Here is a 13926-nt window from a genome sequence, read left to right as displayed (position 1 = left end):
GTTCGCAAGTGCCGCCGCTACGGTCATGGCAACCCGGCTCATCCACATGCCAGTTGAGCAGGAAAACAGACGCGCCCCGGCGGTGTATGCGGCACCCCGGGGCGTGGCCAACGCCACTCAGGAGCGTCAGCATGCCCCACCGTATCTGGCCCACCCTCCGGCGAACACTCGCCCACCTCGTCAATCTGCTCATCCCGGCCACCGGCCAACGCCGTCACACCTCAACCACCCCCAGAACACAGGCCGCACCCGGAACCCCCACCCGCACCGAACCCCGCACCTTCTCCGGCCTCCGCCTCCTGATGCGAGCCCTCACCCCGCCCCGGCTTCCCGAAAAGCGGAGGCCACAGCCCTGCTTGCCCGGTCATGCGCACCCCGTCGCGTCGCCCGGACCGCTCGTGCGCCCGTACGTCCTGGCCTACGAGCAGCAGGCGCCCTCACCCGAGCCGTACGGACACGTCCACGGCCCGCACAACCCTGTCGAAGTACCGCGCCATCACGCACCGTACGAACCGGCTCCCGAACCACGGCCCGGGCTCACCCCCGACCAACGCAACCGTCGTACCGCCCTCGCACTCGCCCTCGACGGCATCGACATCGGCCCGTCCGTCATCCACGGGCATCGCATCGGCACGCCCGCCGTGCCGGCGCCCAGGACGGCGGTGGCCGTCTGATGGACGCACGTACGCCCAGCCATCCCACCGACCAACCCGCCCCGCGCAACGGCGGCTTCCCGCACGGGCTGCGTATCAGCCGTGTCCCCTCCAAGCCCGTCCGTCGGGAGACCGAGGAGACGCTGGCCATCCCCCTGTGGCTGCAACGTGACGGCAAGTTCGACGGGGACGTCACGCTCCGACTCTCGTTGTCCGAGGCGGAGTTGTTGCATGCGCAGCTGTGCCGAGCGCTCGACGGCGTGCCGGTGACAACGCCGCCGGACCGGACGCCGGAGTGCCGCAAGGACGTACGTGGCAGCAAGGGCGTCCACTGGCCGTAGACGGCCTGAGGTGCATCCTCGTGCGCCCGGCCTTCCGGAACCGGTGACTACATCCAGGTCATGCCTGTTCCTGAGGGTCGGGCACCTCTGTCGTGGCTCACCCCGGATGGCTCTCACCCCGGCTGATGGGTGAGACCCTCGATATAGGACGCAGCCTCTCGCTCGGAGATTTCCGTGAGATAGACGGAATTGGCTCCCTCGTGCTCGGGCGCGGCCAACTTCAGCTGTTCGTCAGTCGATTGCCAGGTCAACTGGAGGCTCAACGTTTCCTCGTGGGTGCCGTCGTAGTCGACCCTGCGTCGCATCAGGCCGCCGGGAATGGAGTAATAGGTGATCGCACCTTCGCCGTCAAGGGCGTTGAGCGTGACCGGACTCAAGGTCAGGAAAGGGGGAGCATTCAGATTGCTCGCTACGTTTCCTTCCCGGATCGCGATGCCGTTGAGTTCGATGAATTCTTCAACGTAGAAGCCGCCACCCCGCTCGTACATGAGCAGCAGCGGCTCGTACGGATCCGGAAGCTCAGGAAGCGGTACGTGTTCGGTCGCGTACACGGCCGCCCAGTGAACCGCACTGCGGCAGGTCTTCTTGACACTGTCCCGGGCGATAAGCCGCCTGAGGAACTCCTCGGTCTCAGCCGCCACAGCCGGGTCAACAGTCACAGAGGGTGCTGCGTGTTCTGCGATGTCGAAGAAGGGCCAGAGGGCCTCCACCCCGTACTCTCGTGCCCAGAGCGCGGCACGACGCAGGTACTCGCGCATCAGAAGGGCACGGGAGCGTGCGTGATCGAACGCCGCATCGGAATCGTCCCACTCGACGGCGCGCAGTCGATCCAGAACGACGCGCGGTGCCTTGTCACTCACTACAGTTCCAGCCCCTTCGACCTCAGCTTCTGAACAATATCCTTGACGACCTCGTCGATGTTGGACAAGTCCTCCGCCAGCTTCGTCCCTGGAGGTTCAGTGCGAAAGGCCCTCTTCCAGTGGTTGAAGTGACCTTCGACCGAGTGTGGGGCCAATTCGTGCGCACCTGCGAGTCGTACATCCTGGGGAAACCGCCTGCTGAATGTTCCATCCTCATCCAGCATGTAGAGACTTGGATGCTCACGGGTATAGGGAAGGCCGGCCTTCATCAGGCGACTCTCGATGTACTCATGGGCCATGAGACTCCGGAACTCGTGTGTCCTGGCAGCATCGAGAGTACCGGCATGGGCGTCCTGCCAGAGATCGGCGATGTCGTCCCTCGGTTCGAAGAGTCCTCTCTTCACTTCGCCCGGCCCGACTGGTACGTCATGCTGAGACCGGAAAAGGTGGCTCTTGACCTGTCGCAGTACTCCCTCGTCAATTCCAGTGTTCTTGGCGATTACAGGAAGGTCGATTTTGTTGGGCGTTGCCCGGACCTGTTCGTAGATCCTGCCTGCATATTCAGAGGGTTGAGTGACCCATCCCGCACCTGCCGCGTGCGGACCCGTCTCCGTTGGGTGCGGTGGCTCGCCACCAGCATCGTGGGTGGCTCCGGGAGTTTTGCTGTGATTCTCGCCAGGCGAGCTTTCGGCGGTGTGCCCGGAGTGTGCAGGCCCGCTGCTGTGCGTGGTGTCGACACCGGGTGCGTCGCCGCCACTCGTCGGGTGCTCGTGTGTCGCTGCCTCGTTGCGAGGTCCCGTTGGTGATTCATAGTTGGCCGACGGCCGTCCGCCAGCCTTGTCAGCTGGGCCACGGGGCACGTAGTCCGCCGAACCGCCGGGAGCATGCCTGGAAGTGCCACCCGGTATGTGTTCCGCCGCCTGGCCCACGGACACCTGCGCGTCCGAGCCGCCGCCCCCACCGGCCAGTACTGGCTCCTTCGTGGTCAGCTCCGTCTTCCCCAGCACGCGTTCAGAGGCGGGAACCTCATGCGGGACGGATCTCGCAGCCTGGACCGGCGCCCCGTCGGCATAGCTCAGCTTCCCGGATTCCTTCTCCATGAAGGCCGGCTTCCCCTGGTGGTCCCAGACCTGGACGAACCTCTCCGACGGGAAGGCCGCGCTCTCAACCCCCTTGAGTGCCCCCTCAGCCCCACGGACGCTGGCACCCATCCGCATGGTGAAGTCGAGGTTCTTCAGACTCCCCATGAGGTCGCCGACCTTGGTGACCCCGAACGATCCGGCCTTGCCGAGATACGTCAACGGGTCGACGGCCCTGGCCACCTTGCCCGTCGTGGACAGGGCCTTGACGACGGCACCTCCCTTGGCGGCGGCTCCGGCCCCGGCGGTCAGGACGGTGGAGACCACGTTGAAGGACACCGCACCGGCCGCCCGGGCGGGATTCTTGTCCCACTCGTCGTAGGCGACCATCGCCTTGCCGGTCTGCTTGACCGCCTGCCGCGAGTCCCGGAGCCAGGAGGGGAGTTGGTCGTCCCGGGCCGTCCAGAACGCGGCACCTGCCGGGGTGACGGTGATGACCAGACCGGTGGCGAGTTTGCCGAGGTTCGTCCATGCCTCGCCGGCCTGGTCCCAGCCGTCCACGCCGACGAGGGTGCCCAGGCCGCGGATGTTGCCCCAGAGCCCGTCGACGATGACGCCGTCCCACACGAAGCTCTTGACCTGGTGCCACGCCCACTCGAAGCCCTCTAACTCACGCTCCGCGTTCTTGCCCCACGGCACCTCTTCCGCGTGCTGGAGGGTCTCCAGGGTGTAGCCGTACATGTTGGGCTTGTGGCTGCCGTCGTCGGGTATGAGCGGGCCTTCGCCCACGAGGGCCAGGATCTTGCTGGCGCAGGTCCGTTCGGCGTCCCGGAAGGCGGCGTCCGCCGCCTTGACCCCGAAGATCAGACCGTTGTTGCGGTCGACCTTCTTCTGGTCCTTCTTCCAGTCGTCGTCACCCTGCACGCTCGCGACGAACGCATCCGCCTGTTCCCGCAGCGTCTGCAGCCGGTCCACGAGCGGTTTGACCTCTGCCGCGTACGCGTCCAGCGCCGCCGACACCTTGTCCACGTTGTCCGCGAAGTGCCCGGACTTCTCCTTCACGGGCGCCGTCGTCGCGAACAACTGGTCCGCCTCGGGCGCGTGATAGCAGGAGGCCAGTCCCTGGAACTGCGAGTGAATCCCGGCACCGGCGTCCCGGAACTTCCCGGCCTGCGTCTTCAGAACACCGGAAGCCTTCCCCAGCTCGCCCAGGTCCCCGGTGAAGACGGGTATCCTCCAGGGCTTGATCAGCTCGTCGTCGCTCACCGGCCACCCCCGCCCGCCGTGCCGGAACGGTGCCCGCCGCCCTGGCGCACGCTCTTCACATCCGACGGGGATATATCCCAACCCAGCAACTGACGCGCCCCCTCACCTCGTTTGCGCCCGAACGGTAGGTTACGCAGACACCACTGACAACCACCCCGCACCACAGCGCGAACCAGCCGCTCCCGCCCCCGCCCCCGCAAATCGCCGCCCTCCCTGAGCCCTCCCGCGCCCCGGCCCGGCGCACAATGGACCAGCGAGCCGAACGGTGCGCAGGGGACACGCAACACAGGGGAGGCGCACGGCGCATGGCAGCCGGCGGAGTCAGAGGTACGGCCGAGCGGGACGAGGCGGAGCTGCCGCTCCTGGAGCACCTCAAGGCGATGGGATGGCAGCACATCCCCGGGCGGGAACTCCAGAGCGCCGAAGGGCGCTCCTACCGTGATGTCTTCCTGACCCGGCGCATGGCCGCCGCCCTGCGCCGTATCAACAAGCTGCCGGGTGCAGCCTCCGGCTGGATGTCCGAGGACGACGCCCTGCGGGCAGCGGAGCGGATGAAGAACGCCGCCCGCAACGTGTCCGGAGCCTCGCTGCCTCGCGCCAACAGGGACGCCACCGATCAACTGCTCCACGGCGTCCTGGAGAAGGGCCCGGACACCCGTGACGCGAAGGTGCACTTCGTCGACTGGTCGGCCGAGGCGCTGGGGGAGAACCGGGCCGAGGTGCTGGCCCGTAACGACTTCCTCGTTGTCGACCAGCTGCGCGTCTGCAACGCCGACGGCAGAGACCAGGTCCTCGACCTCGTCCTCTTCGTCAACGGCATCCCGGTCGTCGTCATCGAGTGCAAGTCCCCTTACGTGAACGACGGGATCGCGAAGGCCATACAGGACCTGCGGGCGTACTCGGGACGACCGCTGGACGGCGGCCCCCGCGGTTCCGGCACGGTCCCGGGCGGTGGCATCCCCGAACTCTTCACGCCCGTACAGCTGCTGGTCGCCGCAGACGGTCGTGACGCCGTCCTCGGGACGATCTCCTCCGCCGAGGAGCACTACGCGCTGTGGCGGAGCCTGGAACCGGACTACGACTCGTCGGAGGAGCTGCGGCGAGAGCTGCGCGCATGGCGGCTGATCGGCCCGAACGAACCGGTGACTCTCCAACACCGCCTGACCGCCATGGTGTTGAAGCCACGTAACCTGCTCAACATCCTCCGCCACTACGTCTTCGAGATGCAGCTGAAGAGCAAAGGCGGCAACGGTCGGGGCGGCGGCTCCGCAGCGCGTACCGGGGACGACGAAGCGGCGAAGACCGTGAAGGTCGTCTGCCGTCACCAGCAGTACCGCGCCGTGGAGAAGATCATTCGCAAGCTTGGCACCGGCCGGACCCGGTTGCAGACCGGTACGGACCAGGACGAGCGCGGCGGGGTCATCTGGCACACGCAGGGCGCGGGCAAGAGCTTCACGATGATGTTCCTGGCGCGGCGGCTGCACCTGAGCCCGGACCCGGAACTGAACAAGATCACAGTGGTCGCGGTCACCGACCGCAGGGATCTGCAGCGGCAGTTGCGCAAGGCCGTCGAGCGCGGCGGCAGCACCGTACGTGAGGCGGCCTCGCAGACGGATCTGCAAGGAATGCTGGAGCGGGCCGGGCAGGACGGCGGCCGCGCGGTGATCTTCGCGACGATCCAGAAGTTCCTCGGTGAACTCCCCGGGCTGGCCAAGGACTCCGACGGCGCGGACACGGCCGACGGGGAGGACCGGGCGCTCGCCGAGGACTTCGAGCAGGCGCAGGCGCGCGTCGCCGACGGGGAGGACCCGGAGCAGATCGCGGATCCGGCGCCGGACGACAAGACTCTGAAGGCGGCTGCCCGGATCTTCCCTGAGTGCAGCACCTCTCCCAGAGTGCTGGTGCTGGTGGACGAGGCGCACCGCTCGCACACCTCGGTGCTGCACGCCTGCCTGCGCAAGGCGCTTCCGAACGCCGCCCGGGTGGGCTTCACCGGTACGCCGCTCATGCAGGGACGGCTCACGGACACCGGGCGGATCTTCGGGCTGGAGCCGTGCCGTGAGACCGGCGGCGTGCCGCGGTTCCTCGACGAGTACACGATGGACGAGGCGGAAGCGGACAAGGTGATCGTCCCGGTTCGCTACGAGGGACGCACCACGACCGCCGAGGTGTGGCAGAAGCCGGGCCTGAACCAGCGGTTCGAGGACCTGGTCGAGCCGCTGGACGAGGAGCAGCGGCAGAAGGTGCGCGAGCGCTATGCCACGCCCTCGGGGCGCGACGTCGCGGAGTCCTTCCCGCTGATCCGGGCGAAGGCTGCCGATATGCTCGCGCATTACGTGACAGGCCCGCTCACCGGAGGTTTCAAGGCCCAGGTGGCCGTGGTCAGCCGGCGCGCGGCCGTGTACTACCGCAACGCGTTCCGCGATGCCCGGGCTGAACTCCTCCAGGAACTCAAGGAGTTCGACGAGAGCGGCGAGCACGAGGCCTTGCGGCTGCGGAAGCCGGAGACGTACGACCCTCGCGAGATCAAACTCTTCTGGGCCTGGCGGCACCGGGAGGTCCTGCGGCGCATGGACTTCGTCCCGGTCATCTCGGCCGGCTCGGAGCAGAAGAGCGGAGTGTGGCGGGAATGGACCGACGAGACCAAGCAGCGCGACCACATCGACCGTTTCCTGCGGGAGATCCCCGAGTACGAACCCGACAAGCCGTGGACGGACAACGATCTGCCCGTGGCCGGCGGCCGTACCGGTGCGCCGAATCCGTGGAGCGGCCTCGCCCCGCACCGGTCGGCCGAGGAGGTGCAGGCGCCGGTCACGTTCCTCATCGTGAAGTCCATGCTGCTGACCGGCTTCGACGCGCCCATTGAACAGGTGCTCTACCTGGACAGGCCGATCCGTGACGCCGAACTGCTCCAGGCCATCGCCCGTGTCAACCGGCCTGCGGTGGGGAAGACCGAGGGGCTGGTCGTCGACTACTACGGGGTGCTGGACAACCTCGGGACCACGCTCGCCGCCTACCGGAATAAGTCCGAGGTGCGTGCTTCGCTGCGCAGCATGGACGAGGAGATCCCGGGGATGCGGGCCGCGGCCGAAAAGGTCGCACTGTTCCTCTCCCGTACGGGGATCGACGGTACGGACCTCGGTACTCGGGACGGTCTGACCCGCGCGATGCTCGCTCTGGACGACTCCGCGCAGCGTGCCGAATTCGACCGGCTCCTCGGGGAGTTCCTCGGCGCGGTGGACCGCGTACTGCCGCACGAGGGGGCGCTGGAGTGCATTCCCGACGTGCGCCGCTGGAGCCTGCTACAAATGCGTGTCCGGCGGCACTACCGGGACGGGCCGGGCGGCGGTTTCTCGATCCGCGGCTATGGGCGCAAGGTGCGCGAACTGATCGCCGAGCATCTGCGGGTCCAGGGGATAGAACAGGCGATCCCACCCGTGTCGATCCTCGCCCCTGACTTCGACGAGACCGTCGGCCGGCTGCCGGTGCGGGAGGCGGCGGCGGAGCAGGCACAGGCGCTCCGCTACCACCTGGAAGAGCGCCGCGCACGCGAGGACCGGGCTGTGTACCGGCAGATCGCCGAGGAACTGGAGCGTGTTCTGGAGGAGTTCGCCGGGCGCTGGGAGGAGATCAAGGCGCACTTGGGTCCGCTGGTCGAGCGGGCCCGGCGTGCTGAGGAGACGGATCCGCGCGTGGCCGGCCTGTCGCACGCGGAGCGGCTGTTGTACGTCCGCCTGGGGGAGAAGCTGGAGGAGGATCCGGACTTCGAGACGCCGGAACCGGAATTCCTCCACCGGCTCGTCATGGAAGTCCGGGACGTGGCCGTCGGCTACGTGGGCCGCGCGTCGTTCGAGGCGGAGGAGGCGCACGTCCAGGAGCTGGAGTCGCACATCTGGGGCCGGCTGCGCGGGGCGGGGCTCAGGCCGCGCTCCGGAGGGCTGGCGGCGCTGGAGCGGCTGGCGGGAGTGCTGGCCGGGCACGTCATGCTGCACCTGCGCGACTTCCAGGCCGAAGCACGGCGACAATAGGGGGCATGTCCCCCCAGCCCGGCTGCCGCTCCCGCCCGACCGGCGGTGCTCCGCTCGCCGAGGGCGGAATCCTGGCCGTGGACGGGCTGGCGCTGCACGTACGCGTCAGTACCCGCCGCAAGCGGCTGGGCCTGACCGTCGAGCGGGACGGCTCGCTCACCCTGCGGACGCCGCAGGACTGCGACCCACGGCGGGCCGAGGACTTCGTACGGGCCAGCATGCACTGGATCGACAGCAAGCTGCGGCTGCGCGAGGACCGAAAGCAGCTGCATCCGGTGCGGTCATTGCGGGACGGGGAGATCCATCGTTACCTCGGGCGCGACTACCGGCTGCTGGTGGTGGACGACGAGGGCGACAGCGGTGAACGCGGCGGACCGGTACGGCTGGTGGCGGGCCGCCTGCGGCTGCCCCGGACGGTGGCTGCGGACCCACGGGGAGCCCGGAAAGCACTCGCCGCCTGGTACCGCGAGGCCGGGTTGCGCTGGGTACAGGGGCGGCTGCAGCCGTGGGCGGCCCGTATGGACGTGCCCGAGCCGACCGTGGAGGTGCGGGACCTCGGCCACCGGTGGGGCGCCTACTGGCCCGGGCCGGGTGACGGCGGGCGCGTGGCACTGCACTGGGCGACCTTCCAGCTGCCCATCCATCTCGTCGACTACGTGGTCGCCCACGAAGTGGCGCACGTCCGCGTTTCGGGACATGGCGGTGACTACTGGCGGCTGCTGGGGAGGGCGCTGCCCGAATGCCGACAATTGAAGGACGAGCTGGACGAGCTGGGGCGGCGTGTGTGGATGGGGGACATCGGACCGGGAGCCGGGTGAGGCCCCGGGCCTGGAGCCGCTCGCAACGCAGCAGCCCTCCGGCCCGAAAGCCCATGGCAAGAGCCGGACCCCGCGCCCACAAGCGGCGCGGAGCCCGGCCCCGCCCCCGGAGGGGAGGGTCACGCCGGCACGATGTTCTCCGCCTGCGGCCCCTTCTTGCCCTGCCCGATGTCGAACGTGACCTTCTGGCCCTGCTGGAGCTCCCGGAAACCCGTGGTCGCGATGTTGGAGTAGTGCGCGAAGACGTCGGCGCCGCCGCCGTCCTGCTCGATGAAGCCGAATCCCTTTTCCGAGTTGAACCACTTGACGGTGCCGGTGGCCAAGACGATCTCCTTGCTGCGTTCGGTGCCGGAGGACACGGGCGGGCACCGAGGAATTGAATGGCTCGGTGATGATCCCATTCCGGGCGGCGGGGACACGGAATTTGTGTGCGGCAATTCGGGTGGCCGCTCGGGGCCCGGCAGGGTGTCCGGGTGCGTGGTGAGCGCCATACAGACTGCCGGTGTCGGGCGGGCCGCTGTGCTCCCTAGGCTGGCCGGGTCCGTGTCCCTCGCACCGATTCCGAGGTAACGACCGTGAGCAACGGGCCCGACCCCCGCACCCGCGCCGGGGCTGCCGTCAAGGCCGCCGACCGCGCGCACGTCTTCCATTCCTGGTCCGCGCAGGGCCTCATCGACCCGCTGGCGGTGGCCGGGGCCGAGGGCTCGTACTTCTGGGACTACGACGGCAACCGCTACCTCGATTTCTCCTCGCAGCTGGTCAACACCAACATCGGGCATCAGCATCCGAAGGTCGTCGCCGCCGTTCAGGAACAGGCGGGCAGGCTGTGCACGATCGCCCCGGGCTTCGCCGTGGACGTGCGCTCCGAGGCGGCCCGGCTGATCGCCGAGCGCACCCCCGGCGACCTCGACAAGATCTTCTTCACCAACGGGGGCGCCGAGGCCGTGGAGAACGCGGTCCGGATGGCCCGGCTGCACACCGGCCGCCCCAAGGTGCTCAGTGCCTACCGCTCGTACCACGGGGCGACGGCCGCCGCGATCCATCTGACCGGCGATCCGCGCCGCTGGCCCAGCGACTCCGGTACGGCCGGGGTCGTGCACTTCTGGGCGCCGTTCCTCTACCGCTCGCCGTTCCACGCGCGCACCGAGGAGGAGGAGTGCGAGCGCGCCCTGCGGCACTTGGAGGACACCATCGGCTTCGAGGGCCCGCAGACGATCGCCGCGGTCCTGCTGGAGACCGTGCCCGGCACCGCCGGGATCATGGTGCCCCCGGCCGGCTATCTCGCGGGCGTGCGCGAGCTGTGCGACCGGTACGGCATCGTCTTCGTCCTCGACGAGGTCATGGCCGGCTTCGGGCGGACGGGCCGCTGGTTCGCCGCCGACCACTTCGGGGTCGTCCCCGACCTGCTGACCTTCGCCAAGGGCGTCAACTCCGGCTATGTGCCGCTCGGCGGCGTCGCCATCTCCGCGGAGATCGCGGCGACCTTCGAGACCCGCCCCTACCCCGGCGGCCTCACCTACTCCGGGCATCCGCTCGCCTGCGCCTCCGCCGTCGCGACGATCAACGCGATGGCCGAGGAGGGCATCGTGGAGAACGCGGCGCGCATCGGCGAGGAGGTGCTGCGTCCCGGCCTCGCCGAGCTGGCCGCGCGGCACCCGAGCGTCGGCGAGGTGCGCGGGACGGGCGTGTTCTGGGCGCTGGAGCTCGTCAAGGACCGTACGACGCGCGAGCCGCTGGTGCCGTACAACGCCTCCGGCGCGGACGCCGCCCCCATGGCCGGGTTCGCGGCGGCCTGCCGGCGCGGCGGGCTGTGGCCGTTCGTGAACATGAACCGCACCCACGTCGTGCCGCCGTGCACGATCACCGAGGCCGAGGCCAAGGAGGGCCTGGCCGTCCTCGACACGGCGCTCTCCGCGGCCGACGCGCACACCGTCTGACCCCGCTCCCGCACCGGGCTCCCACAGGCCCGTAACGGCCCCGACGGCCCTCGCCTATCGTGTTGCGGGGGCCGTCCGCGTGCGCGCGGGCGGTGTCAGGGGAGGCCACGGGGGAGACAAGAGGAGAGGCGAGGATGCCCGGCAGCGAGGCTGTCAGACGGACGACGCTGCGCTCGCAGATCGCCGACGCCCTGCGCGACGAGGTGATAGCCGGACGGCTCGCTGCGGGACGCCAGTTCACCGTCAAGGAGATCGCCGAAAGCTACGGGGTCTCGGCCACGCCCGTCCGTGAGGCGCTGCTCGACCTGTGCGCGCAGGGGCTGCTGGACGTCGAGCTGCACAAGGGCTACCGGGTGCGCCAGTTCTCGTACGCCGACTTCCGCGACATGGTCGAGGCCCGCTCGGTGATCGTCGAGGGCATACTGCGCCGCTCCGCCGCGCGGGCGCTGGCCGAGGCCGCGCCCGAGGCCCTGGCCTCCGTACGGCGCCGGGCCGAGGAGGCCGGGCGGGCCGCGCTCGCGGGCGACCTGGACATCCTCATCGGCTACGACCTGCGCTTCTGGCGCGAGCTGAGCGGCCTCATCGGCAACCCGTACATCACGGACTTCCTGGACCGGGTCCGGGTGCAGAGCTGGATCTTCATCGTGCCGGTCCTGCGCCGCGCGGCGGACGACCTGCGCGGGCGGCTGTGGCACGGCCACGGGGAACTCGTCGAGGCCGTGGCGGCCCGGGACGTGGCCGCCGTGGAGCGGCTCATCACGGACTACAACGCACACTCGCTGGCACTGATCGGAAGCCTGAGCGCATAGGGTCGAAAGCCGCGCACAGTCGCGCATATCCGCAAGCGAACAACGGAAACGGGACGGAATGCGGCACGACTCCGGCATCGAACGGCGACCGACGGCGGTACCCGGACCGCGCCCGGCCAGGGACGAGGGGGAGGGGGAGGCCCCCGGCCCGGCGGCCGCCCCGGCCCGGCCGTGGTGGCGTGCCGTCCCCGCCTCGCGTGCCGCGATCCCGCTGCTGTACCTGCTGGCGGCCTTCGTGCTCTACCACGGGCTGTGGGGCGGACCCGCGCGGCACTACCTCGTCGACTCGGGGTCGGACCAGACACAGTTCGAGTGGTTCTTCGCGGTCGCCGCGGACAACGTCACGCACCTGCGCAACCCCCTCTTCAGCGGCCTGCAGAACGCGCCGCTCGGCGTGAGTTTCATGGCGAACGCCGCCATGCTCGGCCTCTCCGTCCCGCTGACGCCCGTCACGCTCCTGTTCGGCGCGCCCGTCACCTGGGCGCTCGTGGTGACCGGCGGGCTCGCCGCGACCGCGTGGGCCTGGTACTGGCTGATCGCCCGCCGTCTCGTGCGCTCGCGGTGGGCCGCCGCGCTCGGCGGGGCCTTCTGCGCCTTCGCGCCGCCGATGATCTCGCAGGGCGTCGCGCACCCCAACTTCCTCGTCCTGTTCATGATCCCGCTCATCGTGGACCGTGCGCTGCGGCTGTGCGAGGGCCGCCGCACGGTCCGCGACGGGGTGGTCCTCGGTCTGTTCGCCGCCTACCAGGTCTTCGTCGGCGAGGAGGCGCTGCTGATCGCCGCGTGCGGGATGGCGCTGTACGCCTTCGGGCACGCGGTGGCCGACCCGGACGCGGCGCGGGCCGTCGCCCGGCCCCTGCTGCGCGGGCTCGGCATCGCCGCCCTGGTGAGCGTGGCGCTGACGGCCGTCCCGCTGTGGTGGCAGTTCTACGGGCCGCAGAGCTACCAGGGGCTGCTGCACGGCGACACCGGCAACCACCCCATGGCCCTGCTGGAGTTCGCCACCCGCTCCCTCGCCGGGGACGAGCGGATCGCGGCCTCGCTGTCGCTCAACCGCACCGAGGAGAACGCGTTCTTCGGCTGGCCGCTGGTCGTCCTCGCCGTGGTGATCGTGGTGCGCCTGTGGCGGCAGCCGGTCGTGCGCGCCCTGGGGTTCACCGCGCTCGCCGCGGCCGTCCTCTCCCTGGGGAAGAACATCCCGCTGCCGGGAACGGACCGTACGCTGCCCGGCCCCTGGCGCCTGGCCGGTGAACTCCCGCTGCTCGACTCCGTCATCGAGTCGCGCATGGCCATGGTGTGCGCCCCCGCCCTCGGCATCCTCCTCGCGCTCGTCTGCGACCGGCTGGCCGTGCGCCGGCTGCGCAGCGAACGCGAGCGCTCGCGCCGGCTGCTGGGCTGGGCGGCCCTCGTCGTGGCGCTGCTGCCGCTCGTGCCGACCCCGTACCGGACGGTGGAGCGGGCGCCCGTACCGGCCTTCGTCGCGGACGGCGAGTGGCGCGAGCACGTACGGCCCGGCCGCACCCTCGTCCCCGTCCCCGTGCCCAGCCCCGTGCACACCGACGCCCTGCGCTGGCAGGTGGTGGCCGGCCTCGGCTTCGCCGTCCCGGGCGGCTACTTCAACGGCCCCTGGGGGCCGGACCGTACCGGCATCTACGGGCCGCAGCCGCGCCCCACCTCCGACCTGCTGGCGAAGGCCCGGGAGACCGGGGAGGTCCCCGCCATCGGCGACAGGCAGCGCGAGGAGTTCCTGCGCGACCTGCGCTTCTGGAAGGCGGACGTGCTCGTCCTCGCCCCGGACGACAGGTCCGGGCCGCTGCTGCGGGCCGTCAACCGGCTCACCGGGGAGCAGCCGGCGTACCTCGGCGGCGTCTGGGTGTGGGACGTGGGGGACCTGTGGGACGGCACCGGGGGCGAGGGCTGAGCCCGTGCCCCGGGCCGGCGCGAGCCCGCCGGCCCGGGGCACGCCCGGTATGACAAGTCGCCGCAGCGCACTACGCTGTCCCGACCGCCCGACCGCCCGACCGCCCGACCGCCCGACCGCCCGACCGCCCGACCGCCCGACCGCCCGACCGCCCGACCGCCCGACCGCCCGACCGCCCGACCGCCCGACCGCCCGACCGCCCGACCGCCCGACC

Annotated in this window: 10 protein-coding genes; 7 read left to right on the top strand and 3 right to left on the bottom strand. The window is 70.2% G+C overall.

What is annotated here, in order from left to right; all coding sequences use genetic code 11:
- Positions 1 to 398 precede the first annotated feature (398 nt).
- Both ACFP1Z_RS05135 and ACFP1Z_RS05130 read left to right on the top strand, forming a co-directional pair.
- Positions 399 to 674 (top strand): hypothetical protein, encoded by a 276-nt coding sequence (locus ACFP1Z_RS05135; protein ID WP_390314673.1) that lies wholly within the window; start codon positions 399 to 401, stop codon positions 672 to 674.
- Complete coding sequence (locus ACFP1Z_RS05130) at positions 674 to 994, top strand: hypothetical protein (protein ID WP_390314672.1); 321 nt, start codon at positions 674 to 676, stop codon at positions 992 to 994. The genes ACFP1Z_RS05135 and ACFP1Z_RS05130 overlap by 1 nt, the downstream gene beginning before the upstream one ends.
- A 113-nt stretch (positions 995 to 1107) precedes the next feature.
- On the opposite strand, the gene ACFP1Z_RS05125 is transcribed toward ACFP1Z_RS05130, so the two are convergent.
- Complete coding sequence (locus ACFP1Z_RS05125) at positions 1108 to 1854, bottom strand: hypothetical protein (protein WP_390314671.1); 747 nt, start codon at positions 1852 to 1854, stop codon at positions 1108 to 1110.
- Positions 1854 to 4199, bottom strand: coding sequence for a hypothetical protein (locus tag ACFP1Z_RS05120; RefSeq protein WP_390314670.1), 2346 nt, complete (start codon positions 4197 to 4199; stop codon positions 1854 to 1856). The genes ACFP1Z_RS05125 and ACFP1Z_RS05120 overlap by 1 nt, the downstream gene beginning before the upstream one ends.
- Positions 4200 to 4504: 305 nt before the next feature.
- Here ACFP1Z_RS05120 and ACFP1Z_RS05115 point away from each other — a divergent pair, with 305 nt between their 5' ends.
- Positions 4505 to 8227, top strand: a complete 3723-nt coding sequence (locus ACFP1Z_RS05115; RefSeq protein WP_390314669.1) for a type I restriction endonuclease subunit R — start codon at positions 4505 to 4507, stop codon at positions 8225 to 8227.
- 5 nt (positions 8228 to 8232) lie between these two features.
- Entirely contained in the window at positions 8233 to 9045 is an 813-nt protein-coding gene (locus ACFP1Z_RS05110) for a M48 family metallopeptidase (protein WP_390314668.1), read from the top strand.
- Between the two features lie 119 nt (positions 9046 to 9164).
- On the opposite strand, the gene ACFP1Z_RS05105 is transcribed toward ACFP1Z_RS05110, so the two are convergent.
- Entirely contained in the window at positions 9165 to 9368 is a 204-nt protein-coding gene (locus ACFP1Z_RS05105; RefSeq protein WP_390314667.1) for a cold-shock protein, read from the bottom strand.
- A gap of 252 nt (positions 9369 to 9620) precedes the next feature.
- Here ACFP1Z_RS05105 and ACFP1Z_RS05100 point away from each other — a divergent pair, with 252 nt between their 5' ends.
- The 3 genes from ACFP1Z_RS05100 to ACFP1Z_RS05090 all read left to right on the top strand — a co-directional run bounded on the left by ACFP1Z_RS05100 (position 9621) and on the right by ACFP1Z_RS05090 (position 13712).
- Positions 9621 to 10982 (top strand): aspartate aminotransferase family protein, encoded by a 1362-nt coding sequence (locus tag ACFP1Z_RS05100; RefSeq protein WP_390314666.1) that lies wholly within the window; start codon positions 9621 to 9623, stop codon positions 10980 to 10982.
- A 134-nt stretch (positions 10983 to 11116) separates the two neighbouring features.
- Positions 11117 to 11791, top strand: a complete 675-nt coding sequence (locus ACFP1Z_RS05095; protein WP_390314665.1) for a GntR family transcriptional regulator — start codon at positions 11117 to 11119, stop codon at positions 11789 to 11791.
- A 58-nt stretch (positions 11792 to 11849) separates the two neighbouring features.
- Complete coding sequence (locus ACFP1Z_RS05090; RefSeq protein ID WP_390314664.1) at positions 11850 to 13712, top strand: glycosyltransferase family 2 protein; 1863 nt, start codon at positions 11850 to 11852, stop codon at positions 13710 to 13712.
- Positions 13713 to 13926 lie beyond the last annotated feature (214 nt).

This window comes from Streptomyces gamaensis, assembly GCF_042656465.1.
Taxonomy (GTDB): domain Bacteria; phylum Actinomycetota; class Actinomycetes; order Streptomycetales; family Streptomycetaceae; genus Streptomyces; species Streptomyces gamaensis.
Note: the sequence above shows the minus strand (reverse complement) of the source record. Positions and strands in the feature narration are given on the sequence as shown.

Excerpts from the sequence above, each read along its gene's own strand:
- ACFP1Z_RS05110 (WP_390314668.1), top strand. The coding sequence starts at position 8,233 with ATGTCCCCCCAGCCCGGCTGCCGCTCCCGCCCGACCGGCGGTGCTCCG.
- ACFP1Z_RS05115 (WP_390314669.1), top strand. The coding sequence starts at position 4,505 with ATGGCAGCCGGCGGAGTCAGAGGTACGGCCGAGCGGGACGAGGCGGAG.
- ACFP1Z_RS05130 (WP_390314672.1), top strand. The coding sequence starts at position 674 with ATGGACGCACGTACGCCCAGCCATCCCACCGACCAACCCGCCCCGCGC.
- ACFP1Z_RS05090 (WP_390314664.1), top strand. The coding sequence starts at position 11,850 with ATGCGGCACGACTCCGGCATCGAACGGCGACCGACGGCGGTACCCGGA.
- ACFP1Z_RS05095 (WP_390314665.1), top strand. The coding sequence starts at position 11,117 with ATGCCCGGCAGCGAGGCTGTCAGACGGACGACGCTGCGCTCGCAGATC.